At 74.0% G+C, this 14,126-nt stretch carries 10 protein-coding genes; 6 read left to right on the top strand and 4 right to left on the bottom strand.

The features are described from left to right. Positions 1-5 precede the first annotated feature (5 nt). On the bottom strand, positions 6-1,049 hold the full coding sequence (locus QUV83_RS00500; RefSeq protein ID WP_289561625.1) for an NAD-dependent epimerase/dehydratase family protein: 1,044 nt from the start codon (positions 1,047-1,049) through the stop codon (positions 6-8). Then, positions 1,037-1,843, bottom strand: a complete 807-nt coding sequence (gene rfbF, locus QUV83_RS00495) for a glucose-1-phosphate cytidylyltransferase (protein WP_289561624.1) — start codon at positions 1,841-1,843, stop codon at positions 1,037-1,039. Before rfbF ends, QUV83_RS00500 begins: the two co-directional genes overlap by 13 nt. 238 nt (positions 1,844-2,081) lie before the next feature. Between rfbF and QUV83_RS00490 the strand changes: the two genes are divergently transcribed. Together QUV83_RS00490 and QUV83_RS00485 are read left to right on the top strand one after the other, a co-directional pair. After that, complete coding sequence (locus QUV83_RS00490; protein WP_289561623.1) at positions 2,082-3,035, top strand: glycosyltransferase; 954 nt, start codon at positions 2,082-2,084, stop codon at positions 3,033-3,035. Further along, positions 3,025-3,819, top strand: coding sequence for a polysaccharide deacetylase family protein (locus QUV83_RS00485; protein WP_289561622.1), 795 nt, complete (start codon positions 3,025-3,027; stop codon positions 3,817-3,819). Before QUV83_RS00490 ends, QUV83_RS00485 begins: the two co-directional genes overlap by 11 nt. Here QUV83_RS00485 and lhgO read toward each other — a convergent pair. Then, positions 3,816-5,003, bottom strand: a complete 1,188-nt coding sequence (lhgO, locus tag QUV83_RS00480) for an L-2-hydroxyglutarate oxidase (protein WP_289561621.1) — start codon at positions 5,001-5,003, stop codon at positions 3,816-3,818. The two genes, QUV83_RS00485 and lhgO, sit on opposite strands and share 4 nt — an antisense overlap. Then, positions 5,000-5,689, bottom strand: a complete 690-nt coding sequence (locus QUV83_RS00475) for an acyltransferase (RefSeq protein WP_289561620.1) — start codon at positions 5,687-5,689, stop codon at positions 5,000-5,002. The genes lhgO and QUV83_RS00475 overlap by 4 nt, the downstream gene beginning before the upstream one ends. Positions 5,690-5,923: 234 nt before the next feature. Here QUV83_RS00475 and QUV83_RS00470 point away from each other — a divergent pair, with 234 nt between their 5' ends. The 4 genes from QUV83_RS00470 (at position 5,924) to QUV83_RS00455 (ending at position 14,120) form a co-directional block, all read left to right on the top strand. Then, a complete protein-coding gene (locus QUV83_RS00470; RefSeq protein WP_289561619.1) occupies positions 5,924-10,678 on the top strand; it encodes a DUF4082 domain-containing protein in 4,755 nt (1,584 codons plus the stop codon). A gap of 99 nt (positions 10,679-10,777) precedes the next feature. Next, entirely contained in the window at positions 10,778-11,857 is a 1,080-nt protein-coding gene (locus QUV83_RS00465) for a Gfo/Idh/MocA family protein (RefSeq protein ID WP_289561618.1), read from the top strand. After that, a complete protein-coding gene (locus QUV83_RS00460) occupies positions 11,854-12,852 on the top strand; it encodes an NAD-dependent epimerase/dehydratase family protein (protein WP_289561617.1) in 999 nt (332 codons plus the stop codon). The genes QUV83_RS00465 and QUV83_RS00460 overlap by 4 nt, the downstream gene beginning before the upstream one ends. A gap of 50 nt (positions 12,853-12,902) precedes the next feature. Next, positions 12,903-14,120 carry a DegT/DnrJ/EryC1/StrS family aminotransferase gene (locus tag QUV83_RS00455; RefSeq protein WP_289562115.1) on the top strand — a complete coding sequence of 406 codons (1,218 nt, stop codon included), beginning with the start codon at positions 12,903-12,905 and terminating at the stop codon, positions 14,118-14,120. Positions 14,121-14,126: the final 6 nt, after the last annotated feature.

Genomic DNA, 14,126 nt, shown 5'->3' with positions numbered 1-14,126 from the left:
GTACCTCACAGCGTCCCCGTCCAGAACAGCCGCTCGTCGACCTGGCCGGTCTTGAGCAGGTGCTCGATCTGCTTGAGGCGGGTGTGCCCGCGCCCGGTGAACGTCTCGTCGTCGAGGGCGACCGCCTCGAACACCCGGTGCAGTTGGGCGGCGCCGGCGGCCACGTCCCAGTCGGCGTCGTAGCCGGGCAGCACGTCGCGGATCTTCTCGAAGGACACCCGGTAGCTGCGGTTGTCGGCGCTCGGCGGCCCGAAGGCGAGGTCGCAGCCCGCGAACTCGGCGGCGACGATCTCCGCGACCTCGCGCACCGTGCACGTGTTGCGCTCGCTGCCGACGTTGAGCACCTGGCCGTGCACCGCCTCCCGGGGCGCGTCGAGCACGGCGCGCACCGCCTTGGCGATGTCGAGCCCGTGCACCAGCGGCCGCCACGGCGTCCCGTCGCTGGTCATGGCGATCCGGTGGGTGGTCCAGGCGAGGCCCGCGAGGTTGTTCAGCACGATGTCGAAGCGCATCCGGGGCGAGGCGCCGAACGCCGTCGCATTGCGCAGGAACGTGGGGCTGAAGGAGTCGTCGGCCAGCGCGCCGACATCCCGCTCGACGAGCGCCTTGCACCGGGCGTAGGCGGTCTGCGGGTCGATGGGGCTGTCCTCGTCGACGACGCCGGCGGCCACCCCGTACACGCTGCAGGAGGACATGTGCACGAACCGCTCCACGCCCGCGGCCTTGGCCATGCGGGCCAGGCGCACCGTGCCGTGGTGGTTGATGTCGGCGGTGACGTCCCCGATCAGGTCCCCGATCGGGTCGTTCGACAGCTCGGCCAGGTGCACCACCGCGTCCTGGCCGGCGAGGTCCTCGGCGGTGACGTGGCGGACATCCTTGACCAGTGTGCGCGGCTGCTCGCCACCCGAGTGGCACAGCCATCCCGACCGGTAGTAGCCCGTGTCCAGGCCCGTGACCTCGTCGCCTCGCGCCGTCAGCGTCGGGGTGAGCAGGCTGCCCAGATAGCCCTCTGTTCCGGTGACCAGCACCCGCACGCTCAGTCCTCCCACGTCTTCCAGGGCGCGCGGCCGCTGTCCCACAGGCCGTTCAGCTCGGTCCAGTCGCGGAACGTGTCCATGCCCATCCAGAACCCCTCGTGCTCGTAGACGCTCAGCTCGCGGTCGCGGGCCAGCTGCTGCAGGGGGGAGGTCTCGAGCATCACCGTCGGGTCGTCGTCGAGGTACTTGTCGACGAACTCGCGCTCGAAGAGGAAGAAGCCGCCGTTGACCCAGCCGTCGGCGAGCGTGGGCTTCTCGTTGAACTCCACGACCGTGGCGCCCTCGACCCGCATCTCGCCGTAGCGGCTGGAGGGGTGCACGCCGGTGAGGGTGCCGAGGCGGCCCTGGGCCAGGTGGTGGGCGAGCGCGGCGGTGATGTCCACGTCGCTGATGCCGTCGCCGTAGGTGAGCGCGAAGCGGTCGGCGTCCAGGTGCGGCGCGACCCGGCGGATGCGGGCGGCTGTCGCGGTGGTCAGGCCCGTCTCGACGAAGGTGATCTCCCAGTCCTCGTCGCCCGCCGTGTTGTGGAAGACGGGGGTCTCGGGACTGCGCAGGTTCAGCGTGAAGTCCGAGGTGAGGTGGTGGTAGTCGAGGAAGTACTGCTTGATCAGGTCGCTCTTGTACCCGAGGGCCAGCACGAACCGGCGGAAGCCGTGGTTCCCGTAGGCCTTCATGATGTGCCAGAGGATGGGGCGGCCGCCGATGTCGACGAGTGGCTTGGGCAGCTTCTCGCTCGCCTCGCGCAGGCGGGTGCCCATGCCGCCGCACAGGATGACGACGGGGATCTGGGCGGGATCGGCGCTCATGTGGCCTCCTAGGAGCAGGGTGGGCGGATCGCGCATCTGCTCGAGGGTATCCGGGCGATTGCCATCAAACCATGCCTGACAGTCTGAAATCGGGCGCGTCGGGAAGTGGGTGGCCGCGCGACCGGCAGTGTCCGAGGTGTCGCGTTAGTGGCGCTGCGGGGGAGTCTTGTGCGCAGAATGACCCGACGGCCGCCCCCTGACGCGGGTGGGCAGCCGTGTGACGTCCGGGGGGATGGCGATGGGTGTGTCAGACGACGGTGTCGACCTGTCGGTGGTGATCGCCGCCTACGACGCCGCCGCCACCCTGCCGGCACAACTCGCCGCCTTGGCGGGGCAGCGCGCGACCTGCGCGTGGGAGGTCGTCCTCGCGGACAACGGCTCGCATGACGACACCGTCGACGTCGCGCGGGCCTTCGCTGGCCGGCTGCCCGGACTGCGGGTCGTGGACGCGTCGGCGCGGCGCGGCGCGGCGGCCGCCCGCAACACGGGCGCCCAGGCGGCACGCGGCCGGAGCCTGGCCTTCTGCGACGCCGACGACGTGGTCGCGGACGGCTGGGTGCAGTCGATGTTCGACGCGCTGGCCCGGCACGGCTTCGTCGCCGGCCGCCTCGACGGCACCCGGCTGAACACACCCGACGTGCTCGCGTCGCGCGTCCTGCCGCAGTCCGACGGCCTGCAGGAGTCGACGCTGCTGCCGGGCCTACGGCATGCCGGGGCCGGCAACATGGGGGTGCGGGCGGACCTGTTCCGCCGCGTGGGCGGGTTCGACGAGGCGCTGCGCTGCCTCGAGGACACCGACCTGTGCTGGCGGATCCAGTTGAGCGGCGTGCCGTTGGCCTACGCCGACGAGGCGCTGGTGCACGTCCGGCTCCGCGCTGGGCTCCGCTCCGCCGTCCGCCAGGGCTTCGCGTACGGGGCGGCGGAGCGCGGGCTCGCGCGCCGCTACGCCGACGTGGCCGGCGCCGCCTCTCCGCCAGCGCACGAGGTGACCGCCGCACCGCCCGCTGCCAGCAGGGCCAGCCGGCTGCTGCGCCGGGTGCTCGGCGTCGGCGCGAGGCTCGCCCGGGTGCGCCGGCGGGGCGAGTTGCTGGCCCTGTGCTGGTCCACCGCCTGGGGCCTGGGCTTCGCGCTCGGCCGCGGGCCCGAGCCTGAGACCGTGCGCCTGCCCCCGAAGGAGTCCCATGCGCCGTGACACCCGTGACACCCGAGACGTGCTCGTGCTGCGCCGCGACCTGGGGCCGTTCGGCGCGCCGCTGCCCCCGGGCAGGCGCTGGGCCCTGCAGCCGATGGCCCCACTCGTGCGCCCGTTGACCTGCACCGTGGCGGCGGCGACCACGCAGCGGGTCGCCTCTCTCACCTTCGACGACGGGCCCGACCCGGCGCACACCCCGGCGCTGCTCGACGTGCTCGCGGAGCGCGGCGTGCCCGCCACGTTCTTCGTCCTCGCGACGGCCGCCCGTGCCCACCCCGCGCTGATCCGCCGGATCGTCGAGGACGGGCATGAGGTCGCCCTGCACGGCTGGGACCACCGGCGGCTCAGCGGGCTGCCCACCGCCGAGGCGGTGGCGCTGGTGGCCGCCGCCCGCGACGAGGTGGAGCGGCTCGCGGGCGTCCCGGTGCGGCTGTTCCGGCCGGCCTATGGCGCGCACACGCCAGCGCAGCTGCGCGGATGGGCCCGGCTGGGACTCGACGTGGTGCTGTGGTCCGGCTGGGCGGAGGACTGGCGGCACGACGAGGAGTCCGCCGTCGCGGCGCGGGCGCTCGCGGCGCTGACCCCCGGGGGCATCCTCTTGCTGCACGACGTGCGCGCGGACCCCGAGACCGCCGGGCCCGACGAGGAGCTGCCGCGCTTCGACCGAGCGGATGTGCTGCGACGGGTGCTCGACGGCGCGCCGGACTACACGTTCCGCACCGCGGGCGATCTCCTGGCCGCCTACCCTCGCATCCGCGCCGTGCTGCGCGACCTCATGGGCTAGTCGAGCAGCGCGTCGAGGCGCCCGACCAGATGCCGCGCGATCTCCAGCGACGCGGTGGCCGCCGGCGAGGGCGCGTTGAGGACGTGCACCTGCCGTGGCCCGGTCTGCACCAGGAAGTCGTCCACCAGCGTCCCGTCCCGGCGCACCGCCTGGGCCCGGACGCCCGCGGGGGCCGGGCGCAGGTCGCGTGCCGTGATCGCGGGGACGAGCCGGGCCAGGCTGCGCGCGAAGGCCCGGGTGGACATCGAGCGCAGCACCTCGGCGGCGCCGGGGACCACGTTCCCCCGCGCGAGCCGCCACAGGCCCGGCCAGCCCAGCGCGTCCCGCACATCGTGGACGCGCACGGTCGACCAGGTGTAGCCCTCGCGGGCCAGCGCGAGCACGGCGTTCGGGCCGGCGTGCACCGTGCCGTCGATCATCCGGGTCAGGTGCACGCCCAGGAACGGGAACCGGGGATCCGGCACGGGGTAGACGAGGCCGCGCACCAGGCCGGCGGCGTCGGGCGCCAGCTCGAAGTACTCGCCGCGGAACGGGAGGATGCGCGCCGCGGGCTCGATCCCGGACGCCCGTGCCAGCCGGTCGGCGTGCAGCCCGGCGCAGGCGATCACGGCGTCGGCCTCGAGGTCCGCCTGGTCGGTGCGCACGTGCACGCGCGAGCCCGTGGTGCGGATCGCCAGCACCGACTCGCCGAGCCGCACGCTGCCGCCGCCCGCCTCGACGTCCTTGACCAGCGCGCGGCACACGCCGGGGTAGTCGACGATGCCGGTGCTCTCGACGCGGAGCGCGCCCACGCTGCGCACATGGGGCTCGAGCTCGCGGGCCTCGGCGGGGGTGACCAGCCGCGCGTCCACGCCATTCGCCTCGGCGCGCTGCGCGAGCCGCAGCAGGCCGGGCAGCTCGCGCTCGTCCGTGGCCACCACGAGCTTGCCGCAGGTCTGCACGGGGATGCCGCGCGAGCGCGCGTACGCCGTCATCGATCGCGCCCCCGCGGCGCTCATCGTCGCCTTGAGGCTGCCGGGCGCGTAGTACAGGCCCGAGTGGATGACGCCGGAGTTGCGGCCCGTCTGGTGCAGCGCGACGTCCGGCTCCTTGTCGACGACCGTGACCTCGTCGCCGCGCCCGGCCAGGCGGGCCGCGATGGCGAGCCCCACGATGCCGGCGCCCACGACCACGACGCGGCTCATGAGCGGGCCTCCGTCGCCTCGACGAGCACGCCGTCCTGCTCGACGAAGGCGTCTGCGGTGTCGGGGCATCGCCAGCGGCGGTCCGCGCCCCCGGCCGGGCCCTCGTCAAACACGGCGTCGTCGGGCACGGCATCGTCGGACACGAGCGCCTCCCCGGTGCGCCCGATCCACCGCACCCAGCGCGCCGGGACCCCGGCGACCAGAGCGAAGTCGGGCACATCGCGGGTCACCACGGCCCCGGCGGCCACCATCGCCCAGCGGCCGATCACCACCGGCGCCACGCAGACCGCCCGGGCGCCCACCGCCGCCCCGGCGCGCACTGTGACGCCGACGGCGTGCCAGTCATCGCCGGTCTTCAGTGAGCCGTCCGGGTTGACGGCGCGGGGCAGGTGGTCGTTGGTGAGCACGACGCCCGGGCCGATGAACACGCCGTCCTCGAGCACGGCGGGCTCGTAGACGAGCGCGTGGTTCTGGATCTTGCAGCGGTCGCCCACCTGGACGCCCGGGCCGATGTAGGCGCCGCGCCCGATGACGCAGTCGGCGCCGACGACGGCGTCCTCGCGGATCTGGGCCATGTGCCACACCCGGGCGCCCGGGCCGAGCGTCGCGCGCTCGTCGACGTCCGCGCCCGGGGCGATGTGCGCCCCGGCCGTGGCGGGTGCGGGGTGCTGGGTCGTGGCTGTCATGCGGGCCTCCGTGCCGGGGTGGGATGCGCCGATGGCCGCCCACCGTAGCGGGGCGCCGGCGACGCGGGGCGGCGAGATTTCACCCGATCCGCCTGATGTCCGTTTCATCACCTTCTCATCTATTCTGTCCGTGTTCCGCATCGCGACGCCAGGGCCTTTCGGGGCCTTGACGTCCGGCCGGATCTCCTCATCTCTTCCCACGCACATGCCGCGCACCACGCACCTGGAGCCCCCATGACGAGCGCCACCGGCCTCATACGGTCCACGCGACGCGGCCCGGGCCTGGCGGCGGCGCTGGCGGTCATCCTCGCGGCAGGGGCCGCCCTGGTCGCGCCCCCGGCCGCCGCCGTCGTCGCGGTGGGCGCCGCCGCCGCGGCCGACCCGTGCGCCGCCGGCGCGAACCCGATCGTGTGCGAGAACTCCAAGGCCGGCACGGACCCGTCGGTGTGGGATGTGCACGCCGCGGGCTCCGACTCGATCCAGGGCTACGCCACCGACATCTCCGTGGACGCCGGCGAGCGCATCGACTTCAAGATCGACACTGACGCCACCGCGTACACCGTCGACATCTACCGGACCGGTTGGTACGGCGGGAAGGGCGCCCGGTTCATCACATCGGTGCCCGGGGCCGTGCGGGACCGCCCACAGCCCGAGTGCCGCAGGGACCCCGCCACCGAGCTGTACGACTGCGGCGAGTGGTCCGTGTCCGCCTCATGGGATGTGCCCAGCACCGCCGTGTCCGGGGTGTACCTCGCCCACCTGCGCCGCCCGGACACCGGCGACGAGAGCCACATCACCTTCATCGTGCGCGACGACACGAGCCACTCCGAGGTGCTGTTCCAGACGTCGGACACGACCTGGCAGGCGTACAACACCTACGGCGGCTCGAGCTTCTACCAGGGCTCGGCCAACGGGCGGGCGTACAAGCTCAGCTACAACCGCCCCTTCGCGACGCGCGGCCACCAGGGCGGCCGCGACTTCTACTTCAGCTCCGAGTTCGCGATGGTGCGGTTCCTCGAGCGCAACGGCTACGACGTGAGCTACATCGCGGGCGTGGACGCCGATCGGAACGGGTCGCTGCTGGCCAACCACGAGGTGTTCCTCTCGGTGGGGCATGACGAGTACTGGTCCGGGCCGCAGCGCGCGAATGTGGAGGCGGCCCGAGACGCGGGCCTCGACCTGGCGTTCTTCAGCGGCAACGAGGTCTATTGGCGCACCCGCTTCGAGCCGGCAGCCGTGGGCGACCAGGCGCCCCATCGCACGCTCGTCTCCTACAAGGAGACCTGGGGCGGGGCCAAGATCGACCCGTCGCCGGAGTGGACGGGGACGTGGCGCGACCCGCGCTTCGCCGCGCGCTCGGCAGGCGCCGGGCGGGCGGAGAACGGGCTGACCGGCACGCTCTACATGTCCAACGACTCGGACCTGCCCGTGACCGTCTCGGCGGATGAGGGCCGCCTGCGGCTGTGGCGCGGCACATCGCTGGCGTCGCTCGCGCCCGGGACGAGCGCCGAGCTGGCGCCGCACACCGTCGGCTACGAGTCCAACGAGGACCTGGACAACGGCGAGCGCCCGGCCGGGCTCATCCGGCTGTCCACGACCACCGGCGCGGTGCCCGAGTACCTGCAGGACTACGGCAACCAGACGGCTCCGGGCACGACGACGCACCACACCACGTTGTACCGGGCGCCCAGCGGCGCCCTGGTGTTCTCCGCCGGCAGCGTGCAGTGGGCGTGGGGGCTGGACCAGACGCATGACGGCGACGGCGCCCCGGCCGACCCGCGGATGCAGCAGGCGACGGTGAACCTGCTGGCCGACATGGGCGCCCAGCCCACGACGCTGATGGCAGGGCTCACGGCCGCGGCGCGCTCCACCGACACCCGCGGGCCGACGGTCACGATCACGTCCCCGGCGTCGGGCTCCGCCGTGCCGAATGGCGCGTCCGTGACCGTCACCGGGACGGCTGCGGACGTCGGCGGCGGCCGAGTCGCCGGAGTCGAGGTGTCCACCGACAACGGGGCCACCTGGCATCCGGCCACCGGCCGCGAGACGTGGACGCACACGTACGTCCAGCCCGGCCAGGGCGCCGCCGTGCCGGTGAAGGCGCGCGCCGTCGACGACAGCGCGAACATCGGCGCCGCCAGCACGCTGGGCCTCGCCGTGTCCTGCCCCTGCAGCGTCCTCGGGGCGCGGGAGCCGGCAGTGCCCGCCACCAACGATGCGGGAGCCGTGGAGCTGGGCCTGCGGTTCAGCGCCACGATCGACGGGTACGCCACAGGCGTCCGCTTCTACAAGGGCCCCGGCAACACCGGGAGCCACACCGGCTCGCTGTGGGGCGCCACGGGCGCCCGGCTCGCCACCGTGGCGTTCACGGACGAGACCGAGTCGGGCTGGCAGTCCGCCGAGTTCGCGGCGCCCGTGGAGCTCGCCGCCGGGACGACGTACGTCGTGTCCTACACCGCGCCGAACGGCCACTACGCGGTGCAGTCCCACGCCTTCACCCCCAGCGGGGTGCAGGCCGCGCCGCTGCGGGTGGCGGGCGGGTTCGGCGCCGAGCCCGCGGGGGTGTTCCAGGGCGGCTCCGGGTTCCCGTCGATGAGCCATCAGAACAGCAACTACTACGTCGACGTGCTGTTCGACACCGTCGACGGCACACCCCTCACCGCCAGCGGCCAGCAGCCCGTGAACGGCGCCACGAGCGTGCCGCCAGGGGCGCCGGTCTCCGTGGTGCTGTCCAAGCCGACGGCGCATGACGTCGCGATCACCGTCACCGACGCGTCGGGAAGCCCGGTGGCCGGCAGCACGGCCTTCGACGCCGACGCGCGGACGGCCACGTTCACCCCCGACGCCGCGCTGGCGCCCTCGGCCCAGCACACCGCGCGGGTCTCGGCACTCGACGCGCTGGGGCGGCCCATCGCCGGGGCGGCCTCGTGGTCCTTCACCACCGCGGCGCCCGACCGCGACCCGGCGAGCTGCCCGTGCTCGCTGCTCGACGACTCCACGGCGCCCGTGACGCCCATGGCGAATGACGCGCAGGCGGTGACCGTCGGGGTGCGTTTCGCGAGCGCCTCGGCGGGCAAGGTGAGCGCCCTCCGGTTCTACAAGGGGCTCGGCAACACCGGCACGCACACCGGCACGCTGTGGGCCGCCGATGGCACTGTGCTGGCCACCGCCACCTTCACGTCGGAGAGCGTCACGGGCTGGCAGACGGCGACGTTCGCCCAGCCCGTCGCCCTCGCGAAGGACGTCGAGTACGTGGCGTCCTACCGCGCGCCGGCCGGGCGGTACTCGGTGACACCCCAGGCGTTCGGGTCGCAGGGGCTGCAGCGCGGGCCGCTGCGGACCACGGCGAGCGGCGGCGCGTACACCTACGGCACGGGCTTCCCCGCCATCCGGACGTCCACGGGCTACCTCGTGGACGTCGTGTTCACCCCGGACCCCGAGCCGTTGGCCGTCGTCGACCAGACGCCCGCCCCGGCCGACCCGGGCGCCGCGCTCGACGCGCCCGTGACCGCCGCGTTCAACGTCCCGCTGGCCTCGGCGCCCACCGTCGCGGTGACCGCTGCGGGACGTGCCATCGCCGGCGCCACCACGCTGTCCGCCGACCGCCGCACTGTCACCTTCACCCCGGCCGCGCCGCTGGCCGTGGCCACGCAACACGTCGTGACGGTCACCGGCGCTGTGTCCGTGGACGGGATGTCGGCGCCGCCGACGAGCTGGAGCTTCACCACCGTCTCCGCCGACGGCTGCCCCTGCACGATGTTCGGCTCCCAGATCCCCGCCACCGGGTCGAGCAACGACGGCGGCGCCGTGGAGCTCGGCGTCGTGTTCACGCCCACGGAGGACGGCCAGGTCACGGGTGTGCGGTTCTACAAGGGATCCGGCAACGTCGGCACGCACACCGGCTCGCTGTGGACGGCGGACGGCGCCCGGCTCGCCACCGTGACGTTCACCAACGAGAGCGCGACGGGCTGGCAGACGGCGTCCTTCGCGGCGCCGGTGCCCGTCGAGCCGGGCACGTCCTACGTGGTGTCGTACCTGGCGCCGCAGGGGCGCTACTCCGCGACGCCGTCCTTCTTCGCCTCGCCCTGGCAGGCGGGGCCGCTCACGGCCCCGGCCGGGGGCAACGGGCGCTACGTCTACGGGGGAGGGTTCCCGCGCGGCTCCTGGCAGTCGACGAACTACTTCGTCGACGCCGTGTTCCAGCGCGGTGCGCCCACTGCGCCCGTCGTCGTGTCGCAGGCGCCGCCGTCGGGCGCGGGCAACGTGTCCACGCGCGCCACGGTCTCCGCGGTGCTCTCGAAGGCCCCCGCGCAGGGCACGCCGGTGCTCGCGCTCACCGGCCCGTCCGGGCCGATCGCCGGGACGAGCGCCTTCGACGCGGCGACGCGCACTGTTCTGTTCACGCCGGCCGCGCCGATGCCCGCCGGCGTGGTGGTGGCCGCGTCGCTGACGCTCGGGGGCCAAGGCCTCACGGGCGGCGCCTGGAGCTTCACCACGTCGGCGGCGCCGCCCGACGGCTCCTGCCCCTGCTCGCTGTGGTCGGATGCCGAGGCGCCGTCCACCGCGAATGTCGCCGACGCCGGCGCGGTGCAGGTGGGCTCCCGGTTCTCGTCGAGCGTCGCGGGGCAGGTGACGGCCGTGCGGTTCTACAAGGGCCCGCAGAACACCGGGGCGCACACCGTGAACCTGTGGGACGGCGACGGGAACCTGCTCGCCACCGCGCCATCGGCTGCCGAGTCGGCGTCCGGGTGGCAGACGGTGGAGCTCGCGTCGCCCGTGCCCGTCGCCGCGGGCCAGGTGCTCGTGGCGTCCTACCACTCGAGCGCCGGGAAGTACGCCTATGAGCCGGGCGCGCTCGCGGAGAGCCGTGTCCGGGGCCCGCTGTCGACGCTGCCCCTCGGCGGCGCCTACGTCTACGGGACGGGCTTCCCGGCATCGACGTCGTCAGCCTCCTACGGGGTCGACGTGGTGTTCGAGACCTCGGGCTGAAGGGCCCACCCGAGTCGCCACTCGGGTGAGAGGATGTCCGAATTGAGTAGAGATCGACACATTCTGTCCCGCACGGGAGACGCACCACGAAGGAGCATGATGTCTGAGCGCGATCCGCTGCGGGCCGCTGTGATCGGCGCCGGCTACTGGGGGCCGAACCTCGCCCGCAACTTCCGCACCAGCCCCGACTGGGACCTGGTGGCGGTGTGCGACCTCGACGAGGACAGGGCCCGCCGCGTCGTCGGCCCGCGCAGCACCGTGGACGTCATGACGTCCACCGCCGAGCTGCTCGCGCGCGACGACGTGGACGCCGTCGCCATCGCGACGCCCGCCCGCACGCACGCCCCGCTCGCCCTGGCGGCGCTCGACGCGGGCAAGCACGTGCTCGTGGAGAAGCCCGTGGCGGACCGCGGCGCCGCGGCGCGGCAGATGATCGCGCGCGCCGACGAGCGTGGGCTCGTGCTCATGGTCGACCACACGTTCTGCTACACCCCGCCGGTGCTGAAGATCCGCGAGCTCATCGCCGACGGCGCCCTCGGGGACGTGCACTTCATCGACTCGGTGCGCATCAACCTCGGCATCGTCCAGCCCGACGTGGACGTGTTCTGGGACCTGGCGCCGCATGACCTGTCGATCCTCGACTTCATCCTCCCGGGGGGCCTGGTGCCCACCGGCGTCGGAGCGCAGGGCGCGGACCCGCTCGGCGCCGGCCAGGCCTGCGTCGGCTACCTGACGCTGCCGCTGGCCGACGGCGCCATCGCGCATGTGCACGTCAACTGGCTCAGCCCCACGAAGATCCGCCAGATGGTGGTGGGCGGGTCGCGGCGCACCCTCGTGTGGGACGACCTCAGCCCGCAGCAGCGGCTCACCGTGTACGACCGCGGTGTGGACCTCGGGCAGCCGCTGCCGGACCGCGCCACGGCGAACGTGTCCTACCGGCTCGGCGACGCCTGGGCGCCCGCGCTCCCCGAGAAGGAGGCCCTCGGGCTGATGGTCGCCGAGTTCGCCGCGAGCATCCGCGAGGGCCGGGCGCCCCGCACCGACGGGAACGCCGGGCTGCGCGTGCTCGACGTGCTCGAGTCCGCCTCCCGCAGCCTCGCCGACGGGGGCCGGCTCACACCGCTCACCCCCGCGGCTCCCGCATCCGCCACCACACCCACGTTGGAGACCGTCGCATGAGCACGCTGCAAGGAGCCCGCATCCTGGTGACCGGAGGGGCCGGCACCATCGGCTCCACGTTGGTGGACCAGCTCCTCGACGCCGGGGCGGGGCACGTCGTCGTCCTGGACAACCTGGTGCGCGGGCGGCGAGAGAACCTCGCCGACGCGCTCGCCTCCGGCCGCGTGGACCTCGTCGAGGGCGACCTGCGGGATCGCGACCTGGTGCACGACGTCACCCGCGGCCAGGACGTCGTCTTCCATCAGGCGGCGATCCGCATCACCCAGTGCGCGGAGGAGCCCCGCCTGGCCCTCGAGGTGCTCGTCGACGGGACGTTCACCGTCCTGGAGGCCGCCGTGGAGCACCGGGTGCAGAAGGTCGTCGCCGCGTCCAGCGCGTCGGTGTACGGGCTGGCGGAGCAGTTCCCGACGGGGGAGCGGCACCACCACCACAACAACGACACGTTCTACGGCGCCGCGAAGTCCTTCAACGAGGGCATGGCCCGCAGCTTCCGCGCGATGCACGGCCTCGACTACGTGCTGCTGCGGTACTTCAACGTCTATGGCCCGCGCATGGACGTGCACGGCCTCTACACCGAGGTGCTGGTGCGCTGGATGGAGCGGATCGCGGACGGGCTGCCGCCGTTGATCTTCGGCGACGGGCTGCAGACGATGGACTTCGCGTTCACCCGGGACATCGCCCGCTCGAACGTGCTCGCCGCGTCCAGCGACGTGGTCGAGGGCGTCTACAACATCGCGTCGGGGACCGAGACCTCGCTGCTGGGCCTCGCGCAGGCGCTGCTGCGGGCGATGGACTCCGACCTGTCCGTGGAGCACGGCCCCGAGCGCGCGGTCAACGGCGTGGCCCGGCGGCTCGCCGACACCACGGCGGCACGCGTCGACCTGGGGTTCGAGGCGCGGGTGGGGCTCGAGGACGGCCTCCGTGAGCTCGTCGAGTGGTGGCGGCCGCAACGCGAGCAGATCGCGGCCGGGCGCGCGCTGGTGGCGGCGTCGTGACGGGGGCCGAGGGCGCCTCGGAGCTGCGGGCGCCAGACCGCATCGACGTGATGCGCCCGTGGCTGGGCGCCGCCGAGGTCGAGGCGCTCACCGAGGTGATCGCCTCCGGCTGGATCGCGCAGGGCCCCCGGGTCGCGCAGTTCGAGGAGGAGTTCGCGGAGGCGCAGCGGGCAGGGTTCGCCGTCGCGACGTCCTCCTGCACCACGGCGCTGCACCTCGCGCTGGTCGTGGCGGGCGTCGAGCCGGGTGACGACGTCGTCGTGCCGTCGTTCTCCTTCGTCGCGACCGCCAACGCCGTGGTGCACGCCGGCGCCCGGCCCGTGTTCGCCGACGTCGACCCCGTCACCGGGAACGTCACCGGAGCGACGGTCGCCGCGGCGCTGACCCCCCGCACCCGGGCCGTGATCGTCGTCGACCAGGGCGGCCAGCCCGTCGACCTCGAGCAGGTGCGGGCCGAATGCGACCCGCGCGGGATCGTGGTCGTGGAGGACGCGGCCTGCGCCGCCGGGACCACCTACCTCGGGCGCCCGGCAGGGGCCGGCGCGGAGATCGCGGCGTGGTCCTTCCACCCCCGCAAGCTCCTGACCACCGGAGAGGGCGGCATGATCACCACGCCGCGCCCCGACTGGGCCGAGCGCGCCCGCCGCCTGCGCGAGCACGCGATGAGCGTCTCGGCGGCCGAGCGGCACGCCAGCGTGCTCGCCCCCGCCGAGCAGTACCTCGAGGTCGGCTTCAACTACCGGATGACGGACCTGCAGGCCGCCGTCGGCATCGTGCAGCTCGGGCGCCTGCGGGACATCGTGGCCCGGCGCCGCTCGCTGGCCGCCGAGTACACCGCGCACATCGCCCAGATCCCCGGCCTGCGCGCGGTCGCCGACCCGGCCTGGGGCGCCAGCAACTTCCAGTCCTACTGGGTGGAGGTCGGCGCGGGCTTCCCGCTCGACCGCGACGGGCTGCTGGCCCACCTGGCGGCGGCGGGCATCTCCGCACGGCGCGGGATCATGGCCATCCACCGCCAGCCCGCCTACGCGGACGGCGACCACGGCGGCCAGCCGTTGCCGGCCACCGAGCACCTCACCGACACCACGCTGATCCTGCCGCTGCACCACGAGCTCACCGGCGCCGAGCAGGCGCGGGTCGTCAACGCCCTCCGCTCGGCCGCAGGCCTTGCGGGCGGCTCAGATCCCGACGACCCGGGGCGGGGACGGGGCGAGCCGGTCGGCGCCGGGCGGCTCGAGGGAGGTGGGGCGTATGGCGCGCAGCACTGACGGGGC

Origin of the sequence: Cellulomonas cellasea (assembly GCF_030372105.1) — a bacterium.
GTDB classification, from domain to species: Bacteria; Actinomycetota; Actinomycetes; order Actinomycetales; family Cellulomonadaceae; genus Cellulomonas_A; species Cellulomonas_A cellasea_A.
Note: the sequence above shows the minus strand (reverse complement) of the source record. Positions and strands in the feature narration are given on the sequence as shown.